Source organism: Actinokineospora sp. PR83 (assembly GCF_021056305.1).
Lineage (GTDB): Bacteria > Actinomycetota > Actinomycetes > Mycobacteriales > Pseudonocardiaceae > Actinokineospora > Actinokineospora spheciospongiae.
On record NZ_JAJCXD010000079.1, the window covers coordinates 131,054 to 144,248 of the forward strand.

The following is a 13,195-nucleotide window of genomic DNA, read 5'->3' on the forward strand; positions in this document are numbered from 1 at the left end:
CCCGTTCTGCCACCGGGGTTCCCCGCCGCCGCGGCGCTCACCCGCCGAGGGCGCCCTTGAGCCAGCGCAACTGCATCAGCATGAAGTTCTCCGCCACGTCGTCCTCCTGCGGGGTCATGTGCGTGACCCCGGGCAGCGGCAGCAGGGCGTGCGGGCGGCCCGCCGCCACCAGCGCGGTGGACAGCCGCAGCGAGTGCGCGACCACCACGTTGTCGTCGGCGAGGCCGTGGATGAGCAGCAGCGGCCGGTCCAGGTTGGGCGCGTCGTCGATGAGCGAGTTGCGCGCGTACACCTCGGGCCGCTCGTCGGGGTGGCCGAGGTAGCGCTCGGTGTAGTGGGTGTCGTACAGGCGCCAGTCGGTGACCGGGGCACCGGAGATGGCGGCGTGGAACACCTCGGGGGCGCGCAGCACGGCGAGCGCGGACAGGTAGCCGCCGTAGGACCAGCCGCGGATGCCGACCCGGTCCAGGTCGAGGTCGGGGTGCTCGGCGGCGACGGCGCGCAGCGCGTCGACCTGGTCGGCCAGGGTGACGCCCGCGAAGTCCCCGGCGATCGCCCGTTCCCACTCCGGGCCGCGCCCCGGCGTGCCGCGGCCGTCGGCGACGAGGACGGCGAAGCCCTGGTCGGCCAGCCACTGCGGGTTCACGAAGGCGTTGCGGGTCGAGAGCACCCGCTGCGCGTGCGGGCCGCCGTAGGGGTCCATCAGCACCGGGACCTTGGTGCCAGGGACGTGCCCGGTCGGGTACAGCAGGCCCACCCGCAGCCCGCGCTCGCCGACGGTGAGCAGCCGGACGTCGGGCACGATCGGCGGCTCGGTGGCCAGGCTCGTGATGGTGCCGATCTCCTCGCCGCCGCGCAGCACCCGCACCTTCGGCCCGGCCCACTCCAGCGACCAGGACACCAGCACGATGACGTCGCCCGCCCGGGTCGCGCTGTGCACTCCGTCCTCAGTGGACACCCGGTTCGGGCCGGAGGTGTAGACGTGGACCTGGGTGGGGTCCTCGGCGGAGGCGGAGAACAGGACGTCGTCGCCGACGTGCAGCACCGAGCGCACCTGGAGGTCGCCGCTGACGCACTCGTCGCCGACGAAGAGCCGGTTCGCGCCGTCGCTGGCGGCGATGCGGACCAGGTCACCGCCCGGGGTCCACGCGGGCACCCCGGGGGAGATCTCGACCCAGGTGTCGTCGGTGTCGGTGTGCAGCAGCTCGGTGGCGCCGGTGTCCGGGTCGACGGCGCGGACCTCGACCGTCTTCTGGTCGCGGGACTGCACGGCGATCAGCGGCTTGCCCGCGGCCGACCAGTGCACCGTCACCAGGTACGGGGTGGCCCGGTTGTCCCAGTCGACCGGGACGCGGGTGCCGTCGAGGCCGATGACCTCCAGGCGGACGGTCACGTTGTCGGTGCCCGCGGCCGGGTAGGACACCACGTGCGGGGTGGCGGCGGGGTCGGCCGGGTCGGCGATGTGCCAGCGCCGCACCGCGCTCTTGTCGGCGTGCGCGACCAGCAGCCGGGTGCCGTCCGGGGACCACCAGAAGCCGCGCGAGCGGCCCATCTCCTCGGCGGCGATGAACTCGGCGAGCCCGTAGGTCTCGTCCGGGCCGCCGGGCTCGGCCAGCGCCCGGTCGTCGGCGCCATCGATGCCGACCACCCGCAGGGCACCCCCGGACACGTACGCGACGTGCGTGCCGCCGGGGTCGGGCCGCGGGTCGATGATCGGGGTGGCGGTGGCCACCTCGCCCGCCGCGCCGGTCAGCGCGTCGGCCACGAACAGCCGCCCGGACAGCGCGAACGCGCACACCCTGGCGGCGGCGTCGGTGGCGTTGCCGGTCACGCCACCGCCCTGCTCGCGGGAGCGCTCGCGCCGGGCCCGCTCCTCGGCCGACAGCTCCTCGGTGCCGCCCAGCAGCAGCTCGCCGGGGTCGCCCAGCCGGGTCTCCTGCCCGGTGGACAGGTCCTGCAACCACAGGGCGTGCGTGCGGTCCTCCCCGGAGGACGACCGCAGGAACAGGACGTGGCTGCCGTCGGCGGCGACGCGGAACTCGCGGGGGGAGCCGAGCGTGAAGCGCTGGGTGCGCGCCTGGAGGCGGAGGAAGGAGGTGTCACTGGTCACGGCCCCCAACCTAGTCGGGCGGACCGGGCGAGGGGACCCGACGACCCGCTGCCGCCGGGGGCGGGTCCGCTCTCTTGGGCAATCCCTCGCCTGCGCACAGGTTGTTCTCAAGATCCGGCAGGAGAGTCCATGCCATGACGAACCCCGGACCGCAGCAGCCGAACGAGACCCCCGAACCGCGCGCCGCGTGGCAGCCACCGCGGGAGCACCCCGCGTCCACCGGCGGCCTCCCGCAGCCGTGGCAGCAGCCTGCCGGTCCGGGCGGACCCGGCCACCCGCAGCAGCGCCCGGCCCCGCAGGCACCCCAGGCCGCGGTCCCCGGTCCGCAGCCCCCGGCCACGGGTGCCCCGCACCAGACCGCCCAGCAGTCGCAGCACCCCGGCAGCCACCAACCCCAGACCGGACAGCACAACCCGACCACCGCCCAGGCAGGCCACCCGCAGGCAGGCCCCAACCAGGCCGCTGTCCCGGAAGCCGCAGGTGTGGAGCAGGGCGGGCACGGGCAGCGGCCCGGCAACCACCGGTTCCCCCACCCCGGCGGCCACCAGGCCCCGAGCGGGCAGCACAACCCGGCCGCCGCGCAGGCGGGCCACCCACAGGCGGCTCACCAGCAGGCCGCGGGTGCCCAGCAGGGCCGGGGTGAGCAGGGCCAGATCCCCGCCTTCCACCAGCGGCAGGTGCTGCCGCAGCCGAGGCAGGGCAGGCTCCGGCGGGGCGCGGTGGCCCTGGTGGCAGCGTCGGTGCTCGGCGCGGGTCTGCTCGGCGGAGCGGCGGGGGCGGTCATCGGCTCCGACGGGGCATCCACCGCGACCTCGACCACCACCACCACGAACGCGGCGCCGCTGTCGGCGACCACGGCCACCGACGTGTCCGCCATCGTCGCGAAGGTGATGCCGAGCGTCGTGCAGATCACCGTGCGGCTGGGCAACGCCGAGGGCATCGGCTCCGGGGTGGTGCTCAGCGCCGACGGCCGCATCCTGACCAACAACCACGTCGTCGAGGGTGCCCGCGACATCACGGTGACCTTCTCCGACGGCAGGACCGCCCCGGCCACCGTCGTCGGCTCCGACACCGGCGCGGACCTCGCGGTGATCCAGGCCCAGGGCGTCAGCGGGCTGACCGCCGCCACCCTGGGCGACTCCTCCTCGGTCAAGGTCGGCGACCAGGTGATCGCCATCGGCTCCCCCGCCGGTCTCCAGGGGACGGTGACCACGGGGATCGTCAGCGCCCTCGACCGCGACGTGAACATCGGCTCGGAGGGCCCCACCAGCCGCGTGTCCGGCGGCTCGACGGTGTCCTACAAGGCGATCCAGACCGACGCCTCGATCAACCAGGGCAACTCCGGCGGACCGCTGTTCGACACCGCGGGCCGGGTCATCGGCATCAACTCCGCCATCTACTCCCCCGTGTCCACCTCGGACGGCGCGGCGGGCAGCGTCGGCATCGGCTTCTCGATCCCGATCGACACCGCCGAGGAGGTGATCTCCAGGATCAGCTGAACCCACCCGTGCCCGAGCCCGCCTCCCCGGACGGACTCGGGCACCGGCTCGCCTAGGTGTTGCGGGGGAAGCCCAGGTTGACACCCCCGTGGGAGGGGTCTGGCCAGCGGCTGGTGACGACCTTGGTCCGGGTGAAGAAGTGGATGCCGTCGGGGCCGTAGGCGTGGGTGTCGCCGAAGAGGGAGTCCTTCCAGCCGCCGAAGGAGTAGTAGCCGACCGGGACCGGGATGGGGACGTTGACACCGACCATGCCCACCTCCACCTCGTTCTGGAAGCGCCGGGCGGCGCCGCCGTCGTTGGTGAAGATGGCGGTCCCGTTGCCGTAGGGGTTGGCGTTGACCAATTCCAGGGCGTCCGAGTAGGACTGGGCGCGGACCACGCAGAGCACGGGGCCGAAGATCTCGTCCCGGTAGAGGGCCGTGTCGGGGCGGACGTGGTCGAACAGGGTCGGACCCAGCCAGAAACCGCCCGCGTCGCCGTCGACCTCGTGGCCGCGGCCGTCGACGGCGAGGGTGGCGCCCTCGGGGTCCTCGACGTAGGAGACGACCCGGTCGCGGTGCGCGGCGGTCACCAGCGGCCCCATCTCGCAGCCGGGCCGCCTGCCGTCACCCACCTTGAGCCTGCCGATGCGGTCGGTGATCCGGGCCACCAGGTCGTCGCCGACCGGGTCGACGGCGACGACCACCGACACCGCCATGCACCGCTCGCCCGCGGAGCCGAACCCGGCCGAGACCGCCGCGTCCGCCGCCAGGTCCAGGTCGGCGTCGGGGAGCACGACCATGTGGTTCTTCGCGCCGCCGAGGGCCTGCACGCGCTTGCCGTTGCGGGTGCCGGTCTCGTAGACGTACCGGGCGATGGGGGTGGAACCGACGAACGAGATGGAGCGGACGTCGGGGTGCTCCAGCAGGCCGTCGACGGCGACCTTGTCACCGTGCAGGACGTTGAGCACACCGGCGGGCAGCCCGGCCTCGGCGAACAGCTCGGCGATGAACACCGCCGCCGACGGGTCCTTCTCCGAGGGCTTGAGCACCACCGCGTTCCCGCAGGCCACCGCGTTCGGCACGAACCACAGCGGCACCATCGCCGGGAAGTTGAACGGCGAGATCACCCCGACCACGCCCAGCGGCTGCCGGATCGAGTACACGTCCACGTTGCCCGACACGTTCTCGCTGTACCCGCCCTTGAGCAGCGTCGGCACCCCGCACGCGAACTCGACGGCCTCCAGCGCCCGCTGGACCTCGCCCGCGGCGTCGTCGAGGACCTTGCCGTGCTCGGCGGTGACGATCTCGACCAGCTCGGAGCGGCGCGCGTTGAGCAGCTCGCGGAATCCGAAGAGGACGCTCGACCGGCGGGCCAGCGACGCGTCCCGCCACCCCGGGAAGGCGGCGCGGGCCGCGGCCACCGCCGCCTCGACCTCCGCGGGCCCGGCGAAGTCGACGTGCCCGGCCACCCGTCCGGTCGCCGGGTCGAACACCTCACCGGTCCGCTCGGCGGTGCCCGACCAGGCCGCGCCGCCGATCCAGTGCGTGATCAGCCTGCTCACTCGCCCTCACCGACCGCCGCGACGGCGTGGCCGAGCGCGTCGAGCGCCTCGTCCACCTCGTCCTCGGTGAGCGTCATCGGCGGCGCGAGCCGGATGACGTTGTTGTGCAGGCCGCCCTTGCCGACCAGCAGCCCGCGGGCCCTGGTCTGCTCCAGCACGGTCACCGCCGCGGCCGGGTCGGGTTCGCGGGTGCCCGGCTCGACCAGCTCGACGGCGAGCATCAGGCCCTTGCCGCGCACGTCCCCCACCACCGGGTTGCCCGCGGCGATGTCGTGCAGGCCCGCGCTCAGGCGGGCGCCCATCTTGGCGGCGTTGCCCTGCAGGTCGTTGTCCAGCAGGTAGTCCAGGGCCGCTTTGGCGCCCGCGGTGGCGAGCGGGTTGCCGCCGAAGGTGGAGATGGAGTTGGCGGTGAAGCAGTCCATGACGTCGCCGCGCGCGACCACGCCGCCGATGGCCAGGCCGTTGCCGAGGCCCTTGGCGAAGGTCATCACGTCGGGGGTCACCCGGTGGGCGGAGATGCCCCAGAAGTGGTCACCGGTGCGGCCCCAGCCGGTCTGCACCTCGTCGGAGATCAGCAGGATGCCGGTCTCGTCGAGGACCTCCTTGAACGCCCCGAACAGCCCGTCGGGCGGGGAGCTGAACCCGCCGACGCCCTGGATGGGCTCGACGATCATGCAGGCCACGTCGCCGGAGGTGGTGGTCAGCAGGACCTCGCGCAGGTCCTCGACGCAGGCGGCGACGTAGTCGGCGTCGGGCAGGTGCCCGAACGGGCTGCGGTAGCGGTAGCCGCCGTGCACGTGGCTGACCTTCACCGGGGAGAGCGAACTCGTGGACCACCCGCGGTTGCCGGTGATGCCGACGGTGCCGAAAGCGCGACCGTGGTAGGAGTTGCGCAGCGTCAGGACCTGGTTGCTGCGGCGGAACTGGGTGGCCAGCATCAGGGCGGTCTCGTTGGCCTCGGTGCCGGAGTTGGTGAAGAACACCTTCGCGTCCGGGATGCCGGAGAGCTCCGCGATCTTCTCCGCCAGCTCCACATGCTGCCGGATCAGGTAGAGCGTCGAGGTGTGCAGCACCCCGGTGTCGAGCTGGCGGCGGATCGCGCCGCTGATCTCGGGCACGTCGTAGCCGATGGCGTTGGTCAGGATGCCCGCGAAGAAGTCGAGGTAGGTGGTGCCGGTCGAGTCGGTCACCCGCCTGCCCTCGGCGCGGGTGATCTCGATCGGGTCCTGGTAGTAGAGGGCCAGCCAGGACGGCAGCACGGCCCGGTGGCGGTCGATCAGCGGAATCTGCTCGGTGTCGGCCATGGTCGCGAGTGTGACCGCCCACCGACCCCGGCGCCATGGACAAAGTGTGCCGGTCGAACCACTCCGACCGCACAACCTGTCCCTACACTGTGCCGGTGTACCCCACGGTCTCGGAAGTCCTCGCCCTGCCCGTGTTCCGCCACGGGGTCCCGACCGTGGTGGCCGGGGCGGCGGGCCTGTCGTCGCGGGTGCGCTGGGTGCACGCGGCCGAGGTCGCCGACATCGCGGGCCTGCTGCGCGGTGGCGAACTCGTCCTCACCACCGGCATCGCCCTCCCCGACGACCCACCCGGCCTGACCCGCTACGTCGACGACCTGGCCGACGTCGGCGCCGCGGGCCTGGTGGTGGAACTGGTCCGCCACTGGAGCGACGCCCTGCCCCCCGCCCTGTCCTCGGCCGCCGAGCGGCGCGGGCTGCCCCTGGTCACGCTGGGCCGGGAAACCCGCTTCGTCGCGGTGACCGAGGCCGTCGCCGGGCTCATCGTGGACGCCCAGGTGGCGGAACTGCGGGCGGCCGGACAGGTGCACGAGACGTTCACCGCGCTGACGGTCGCCGGGGCGGAACCCGCGGAGGTCCTGCGGGAGGTGGCCCGGTCGGCGGGGCTCCCGGTCGTCCTGGAAACCCTGGGGCACGACGTGCTGGCCTACGACACCGCGGGCGGCCCACCGGGGGAACTCCTGGCGGACTGGGCGCAGCGGTCCAGGACCGTGGTCCTGTCGGAGCGAACGGGCTACCACGCGCAGGCGGGCTGGCTGGTCACGGTGGTCGGCGCCCGCGGCAACGACTGGGGGCGGCTGGTCCTGCTGTGCCCGTCGGAACCCGCGCACCGGCACGTGGTCATCGCCGAACGGGCGGCGTCGGCGCTGGCGGTGCACCGGTTGGCGGCCCGGGAGCGGGAGGGGCTGGAGCGGCACGCGCACCGGACGCTGCTGGCGGAACTGCTGGCCTCCCCGACACCGCCGGGGGACCTCGTGGCCCGCTCGGAGGCACTGGGAATCCCGCTGCGGGCCCGGCGACTGGTCGGCGTGTGCGTGCGCCCGTCGACGGCGGTGGGCACAGCGCACGCCATGGCCGTGGCGGAAACCCTGCGCGACCTCGCCGAAGCGACAGCGCTGGCCGCCCGCCGCGCCCGAGTCGCGGCCCTGGTGGGCATCGTGGACGACGTCAGCGTGCGCACCCTGCTGTCGTTGACCACGGCGGCCGATGTGGAGGGTGTGCTCAACCGCCTGTCGCGCGAACTGCACCAACCGGTGGTCCTGGCCGCGGGCACCACGGTCACCGAGGTGGGCCAAGCCCGCCGCAGCCTCACCGAAGCCGCCCACGTCGCCCAAGCCGCCCTGAGCACCCCCTCGGCGAAACCCTTCCACCGCCTCCAAGACGTCCGCCTCCGCGGCCTCCTGCACCTCCTGGCCGACGACGACCGCCTGCTCGCCTTCGCCGACCGCGAACTCGGCGCCCTCGCCGCCAGGGACAAGGCGCACGGCAGCCGCCTGGTGGACACCCTCCGCCACTACTGCGACCACGGCGGCAACAAGTCCGCCGCCGCTGCGGCGGCGCACATGTCGAGGACGGCGTACTACCAGCAGTTGGCGCGGATCGAGCAGATCCTGGGTGTGTCCCTGGAGTCCGCGGAGTCGGTGCTGTCCCTGCACGTCGCCCTGCTGGCCACCGAGATCCGCACGAACCGGCCACCCGCGGCCGAGTGACCGGGACGGGCCCCGCTCTGTCACAGTTCGGTCATAACAGCCCCGCTCGCGCGGGGAGGACGGCCGGGGATCGGATGCTGCTCACCGTCGCCCGGGGAACAGCCCCGCTCGCGCGGGGAAGACTCCAGTTGCCACTGGTTGAGGTCGGCGTGGCGGGGAACAGCCCCGCTCGCGCGGGGAAGACGCGCCCCGGGTTCCGTCCTTTCGTTCACCGAGAGGAACAGCCCCGCTCGCGCGGGGAAGACCTGGCCTGCGCACTGCCCGACGACACCGCGGTGGGAACAGCCCCGCTCGCGCGGGGAAGACCGCTGACGAAGAGGCGGCCGGTCGCGGTGCGGGGGAACAGCCCCGCTCGCGCGGGGAAGACTGCCGACCTGGCAAACGTGGCGTTCGCTGCCGGGGAACAGCCCCGCTCGCGCGGGGAAGACTGCTCTTGCCGCCCGGCTTCTTCGCTCCACCGCGGAACAGCCCCGCTCGCGCGGGGAAGACACTTGTTGACCTGCGAGTTTCCAAACGGTAACAGTGTTTCTGCTTCACTTTTTGTCTATCGTTAGCCGTAGCGGCGGCGTCTTCCTGCGGTGCTCCAGCCCTTCTTGGCGCCGGTTCCCGGTGCCTCATCCACCGCCGACGGGCGCAGCATCAGCGTGACGCCCTCGAAGTCGACCGGGACCCATTCGCTGGCGTGGACGGTGAAGGCCAGGCCCTGTTCGTTGTCGGCTTGGTGGACCATGATGGCGCGGCCGGTCTTGACCATTTCGACCACCCGTTCCCACATCAGGCCCCGCACCCTGGCGCTGATGCGGCCGACGAACACGCCCGGTGAGATCTCCAGGAGCCATCGGGTGAGGTGGCCGCGCAGACCGACGGGACATGCCGCCACCACGATGACCGTCATCCCTCGTCCTCGTCGTAGGCGACGCCCCCTGCGACGTTGCGGCCGTTGTAGTCCCACAGCATCACGACGTCCGGGTCCTCGAACGACTCGGGGCCGTATTCGACCACGTCGTCCTCGTCCGCCAGTAGTGCCTTGATGTCGCGGACGCAGGTCTCGAGGAACCTGCCGTCCTTCATCCGGTCGCGGATGGCGCGGCGGGTTTCGGCGCCGATGTCGGCTACCTCGCGGGCGGCGATGTCGAAGGCGGTCGGGATGGTGATCTCTGTCTTGTAGAGGTCGGCGATGTCGAAGACGAACGACCTGGTGTGTCCGGTGTGGACGAAGCCGAGACCGGGGGCGCAGCCCAGGGCGACCGTGACGGCGTGCACGACCCCGTAGAGGCTGGTGTTGGCGGCGGACAGGGCCTGGTTGATCGGTGTGCCGCTGTCGAAATCCGAGGTGTCGTAGTCCCGGCGTTCCCACTGCACCCCGGTCCGCTTGGCGTGGTCGCGGTAGATGCGCCGGACGCGTGATCCTTCTCGGCCCCTCAGTTGCTGCATGGTCAGGCCCGAGGTGTCCTCGTCGGGGAAGCGCATGGCGTACATCGACCGGGCGACCCGCAGGCGCGAGGTGCGGTTGGAGACCAGTTCGGCCTGCCGCTCCAACAGCCGTGACGACCGGGCCAGGGTGCGCCCGTGCGCGTAGTACCGCACACCGTGCTCCCCCACCCACACCGCCGTGGAGCCGCTTTCCGCGAGCAGCACCATGGCTTGCTGGCTGACGTTCGTCCCCGGGCCGAGGAGCAGTGCCCCCACGGTGGCGGCGGGGATGTGCACGGTTCCGCGCGCGTCCCTGGCGGTGATGGCGTTGGCGTCGCGGTGGACCACGCAGTGTTCGAGGTAGACGAACGTCAGCCGGTCCTGTGCTCGGCTGAGCTGGGAGATCGGGACCGGCCGGGCGCCCGGGATCTCCATCAGCGGACCGCGGCCAGGGTGAGCAGGCCGCAGCCGTAGCCCTTGGCCGGTCCGATTCCGTGTACCAGCGCGGCGCGGAGAGCCTGGGGCTCGGTCACTTCGAGCAGCCCCCCGAAGGTGGCGGTCGACAGGGTCACCGTGCTGGTCTCGCGGGTGAAGCGCCAGGTGTGGCGGGCGTGCACGGCGACGTCCGGTTCCTTCTCCACCCCGGCGGAGATGGTGAAGCCGTGTTTGTCCGCCCGGTCGAGCAACCACTGGGTTTGTTGGGTGACCGTCACGTGCGCGTACCGCTGCGACCGGGTGGCGGTGGCCTTGCGGCGTTGGCTCCTGACCGGGTTCGCGGTAAGCCGGAAGGCGTAGCGGTCGGCGACGGCGACCCGGTCCAGGAGCGGCGTGTAGTCGCGGGTGTCCCAACCCTGGGTGGTGGGCCACCCCGCTTGCTCGACGAGGTGGGTCAGGTCCGGTTCGTGTGGGCTGAGGACGTAGAGCAGGGTGCTGTGCTCGTCCCGGTCCAGCCGCCACAGCACCCGGCCCTCGTCGGTCGGGGTGCGGTGCGCGGCGGGGAAGGCGTTGAGGACGGCGGCGTGCAGGCGGTGTGGTGAGGAGAGCAGGTCCCGCGCACCCCGCCGGGCTTTGTTGATCTCGAACCGGGTGAGGAAGGCGCTCATCGCTGGGGCTCCAACAGGTCCATCGGGTCGTGGGCGGCCTGCGCCGGGGGTGTGGTCCACGACGGGTTCGGCACGGTGACCGGACGGCGGACCACTGACCGCCAGGCGTAGGAGCGATTGGCCGGGTCGAAGGTGACGGGTTGGTCTCGGACCAGGTCCGCGCCGACGGCATCGGGGGCGCAGTCGACGACGAGATCGAGGGTGACCGACCGCGTGCGGGTGCCAGCGACCGTCCGCTTGGACGCCATCCACGGCGCCTCGGTGAGCACCTGTTCGGCGGTTCCGGGGTGCAGACCGTGTTCGAGCTTGCCGACCGGGGGGCAGGACCGCCTGCCCAGGGCCAGGGGGAACGCGGGCCGCCGCAATGCGTCGCGCAGGCCGGTGAGCAGGCTTTCCTCGCCCTCCACCGCGACCAGGAACACCGCGTCGGACAGGTAGAACCGGTAGGACAGCGGCATGGACTCGGAGCCGTCGCGCGACCGGGCGGTCTGGAAGTCGCGCTCGATCCGCCCCGGCTGTTCCACCCGCACCCCGACCCGCAGGTCGACCAGATCCGCGATCGAGTCGACCCGGCGGCGGCCGTCCGCGGCGGCGAGCAAGCCGATCACCCCGCTCTTGCTCGGCACCCGACCGGTCTCACGCCGGGAGAACCGGCTGGCGGTGCCCCAGGACTGCAACGGGCCCGCGAACCGCAGCAGGAGGGCGGTCACGGCTGCCCCACGCGCTGCTCGACCAGGTCGGCCACGGCGCGCACGGTGGCGTCGAAGGTCGAGCGGGTGCCCAGTTCGTCCAACGGCTGCATCCGCTCCCCCACCCCGAACGACCAGCAGCCGATCGGGGTCTCGTCGAAGGCGCGGTGCAGTTCGGTGGCCTGGTCCGCCAGGCGCGCGATGGACGCGGCGACCCGACCGCCCTTCTCCCCATCGACCACGGCTTCCTCGAACGCACCCGCCAGGTTGATCGGCTGGGTCTCGCGGGCCACGACGAGCACGGCGTCGGGCAGGGTGCGGTTGGCGAAGGTGTTCTGCTTGCCGGTGGGCATGCTCGCCACGAACGCGCGCACGAACGCGGCCACCGCGCGCTTGGTGGCCTCGGGGTCGCCCAGGTTGGCGTGGAGCTGGTCGACGTCGACGTTGGCGTAGCGGTAGAGGGTGGAGGAGTTGAACTCCACCGTGCCGATCATCCCGGCGCCCGCGTCCTCGTCCTCGTCGGCCTTCTTGTGGTCGTCCACGGCGGTGAAGTAGTCGTACTCGTTCGCCACGGCGTGCACGCTGATGGCGTGCGCGACCTGGGCGGCGGCCTCGACGTTGAGGGCGGTGTCGTCGGCGACCATGCGGCCGAACAGCGACACGTCCACCGAGTGGGCCCGGTCGGCGCGCGCCCTGGCCGCCGACTTCTCGATCGTGACCTTCCCGCCGTCGGCGGCGTGGGCGGCCGCCACGGCCAGTGCCGCCAGGTTCTCGACCTGCCGGTTGCTGAGGAACAGCAGGTAGCCGGACTCGTCGGGCACCTCGGGCGCATCCTTCTTCTTCCTCGCCGCCACGATCTTGATGCCCGCGGCGGTCAGCACGTCCTTGGCCAGCGCGGGCGCCGAGTCGGCGAGGGCGGCGTCCTGGCGGGTGATCTCGTCGGTGAGCAGTTCGACCACCCGCTTGGTGCGGACACCGAGGTCGGAGGGGTCGAGCAGGCCGTCGAACGCGTCGCGGGTGGCGCGCTTCCACGCCTGGCTGGAGACCCTGGCGCGGCGGACACCGCCGTAGACGGCGCTCTTGGGGCTGCCGGTGTCGTCGCGGTTGAGGTTGCTCGGCGGGACGGTCTGGAGAACGTGGATGTCGACGATGGTGCGCGGCACGGTGCCGTTCCTCTCGGTGGTCAGGCTTGGTCGGTTGTGGTGACGAAGTGGAATCCACGGCCCCAGGCCAGGACGACCCTGGTCCGCCGGTCTCCACCACGCTGCCAGTCGGACAGGTCTTGGGCGAGCTGCCCGTAGTCGAGGGGGATCCGCCTGCCGCGCAACAACTGCGCCACCCCTCGCAGGTGGTGGACCAGTTCCTGCGGGGAGTCCGCGGTGCTGAGCATCGCGAAGCGGCGCAGGACCGGGTTGTCAGGGGGGCTGTCCGGGCTGACGAGCTGACGCATCGCGGCGCCCAGGCGCACGCCGCGCTTGTGCATCCACTGCGCTTGGGACTGCTGGTGCAGCGCGAACAGCGTCAGGCAGTGGTGGGCGGCGATCTCGTCGTGGGTCGGCTCGTCGGAGCGCGCGCCGCGGGCGAAGACCGGGTGCAGCGTGTGGACGAGGATCTCCGGGACGCTCCCGGGTTCCTTGCCCACGGCCCGCCGCAACTGGGCCAGGGCCGCCACGCTGGAGGACACGTTGCGCAGGTAGCCGCTCTGCAACGCGGTCGCGCGGGCACCGACGATCCCGCTCAGGGTCGAGTGGTCCCGAGCTGGGCGCTCCTCGACTGGCTGCTCGGGGGTTGCCGGTACCCCGGTGGTTTCGGTGGTCATGGACTCTCC

General features: G+C 72.6%; 11 protein-coding genes and 1 CRISPR repeat array. Of the genes, 2 read left to right on the forward strand and 9 right to left on the reverse strand.

What is annotated here, in order from left to right; genetic code table 11:
• Window positions 1-37: 37 nt before the first annotated feature.
• A complete protein-coding gene (locus L6E12_RS26425; protein WP_236230613.1) occupies window positions 38-2,110 on the reverse strand; it encodes a S9 family peptidase in 2,073 nt (690 codons plus the stop codon).
• 134 nt (window positions 2,111-2,244) lie between these two features.
• On the opposite strand from L6E12_RS26425, the gene L6E12_RS26430 reads away from it, so the two are divergent.
• The gene (locus L6E12_RS26430; protein WP_236230614.1) at window positions 2,245-3,609 is read left to right on the forward strand and encodes a trypsin-like peptidase domain-containing protein; all 1,365 of its coding nucleotides are present in this window, start codon (window positions 2,245-2,247) and stop codon (window positions 3,607-3,609) included.
• 52 nt (window positions 3,610-3,661) lie between these two features.
• Here L6E12_RS26430 and L6E12_RS26435 read toward each other — a convergent pair whose 3' ends face one another.
• Together L6E12_RS26435 and L6E12_RS26440 are read right to left on the reverse strand one after the other, a co-directional pair.
• Complete coding sequence (locus L6E12_RS26435; protein WP_236230615.1) at window positions 3,662-5,152, reverse strand: CoA-acylating methylmalonate-semialdehyde dehydrogenase; 1,491 nt, start codon at window positions 5,150-5,152, stop codon at window positions 3,662-3,664.
• Window positions 5,149-6,456 carry an aspartate aminotransferase family protein gene (locus L6E12_RS26440; protein WP_236230616.1) on the reverse strand — a complete coding sequence of 436 codons (1,308 nt, stop codon included), beginning with the start codon at window positions 6,454-6,456 and terminating at the stop codon, window positions 5,149-5,151. Before L6E12_RS26440 ends, L6E12_RS26435 begins: the two co-directional genes overlap by 4 nt.
• A 95-nt stretch (window positions 6,457-6,551) precedes the next feature.
• Here L6E12_RS26440 and L6E12_RS26445 point away from each other — a divergent pair, with 95 nt between their 5' ends.
• Entirely contained in the window at window positions 6,552-8,162 is a 1,611-nt protein-coding gene (locus L6E12_RS26445; RefSeq protein WP_236230617.1) for a PucR family transcriptional regulator ligand-binding domain-containing protein, read from the forward strand.
• 33 nt (window positions 8,163-8,195) lie between these two features.
• Window positions 8,196-8,651: a CRISPR direct-repeat array (repeat unit 28 nt; unit sequence GGAACAGCCCCGCTCGCGCGGGGAAGAC).
• A gap of 61 nt (window positions 8,652-8,712) precedes the next feature.
• On the opposite strand, the gene cas2e is transcribed toward L6E12_RS26445, so the two are convergent.
• The 6 genes from cas2e to casB are packed head-to-tail and all read right to left on the reverse strand — an operon-like array spanning window position 8,713 to window position 13,186.
• Window positions 8,713-9,057: a type I-E CRISPR-associated endoribonuclease Cas2e gene (gene cas2e, locus L6E12_RS26450; protein ID WP_236230618.1), complete on the reverse strand. Its 345-nt coding sequence runs from the start codon at window positions 9,055-9,057 to the stop codon at window positions 8,713-8,715.
• Window positions 9,054-10,010: a type I-E CRISPR-associated endonuclease Cas1e gene (cas1e, locus tag L6E12_RS26455; RefSeq protein WP_236230619.1), complete on the reverse strand. Its 957-nt coding sequence runs from the start codon at window positions 10,008-10,010 to the stop codon at window positions 9,054-9,056. Before cas1e ends, cas2e begins: the two co-directional genes overlap by 4 nt.
• A complete protein-coding gene (gene cas6e / locus L6E12_RS26460; protein WP_236230620.1) occupies window positions 10,010-10,678 on the reverse strand; it encodes a type I-E CRISPR-associated protein Cas6/Cse3/CasE in 669 nt (222 codons plus the stop codon). Before cas6e ends, cas1e begins: the two co-directional genes overlap by 1 nt.
• Window positions 10,675-11,388: a type I-E CRISPR-associated protein Cas5/CasD gene (gene cas5e, locus L6E12_RS26465; RefSeq protein ID WP_236230621.1), complete on the reverse strand. Its 714-nt coding sequence runs from the start codon at window positions 11,386-11,388 to the stop codon at window positions 10,675-10,677. Before cas5e ends, cas6e begins: the two co-directional genes overlap by 4 nt.
• On the reverse strand, window positions 11,385-12,530 hold the full coding sequence (cas7e, locus tag L6E12_RS26470; RefSeq protein WP_236230622.1) for a type I-E CRISPR-associated protein Cas7/Cse4/CasC: 1,146 nt from the start codon (window positions 12,528-12,530) through the stop codon (window positions 11,385-11,387). The genes cas5e and cas7e overlap by 4 nt, the downstream gene beginning before the upstream one ends.
• Before the next feature lie 20 nt (window positions 12,531-12,550).
• Window positions 12,551-13,186: a type I-E CRISPR-associated protein Cse2/CasB gene (gene casB, locus L6E12_RS26475; protein WP_236230623.1), complete on the reverse strand. Its 636-nt coding sequence runs from the start codon at window positions 13,184-13,186 to the stop codon at window positions 12,551-12,553.
• Window positions 13,187-13,195: the final 9 nt, after the last annotated feature.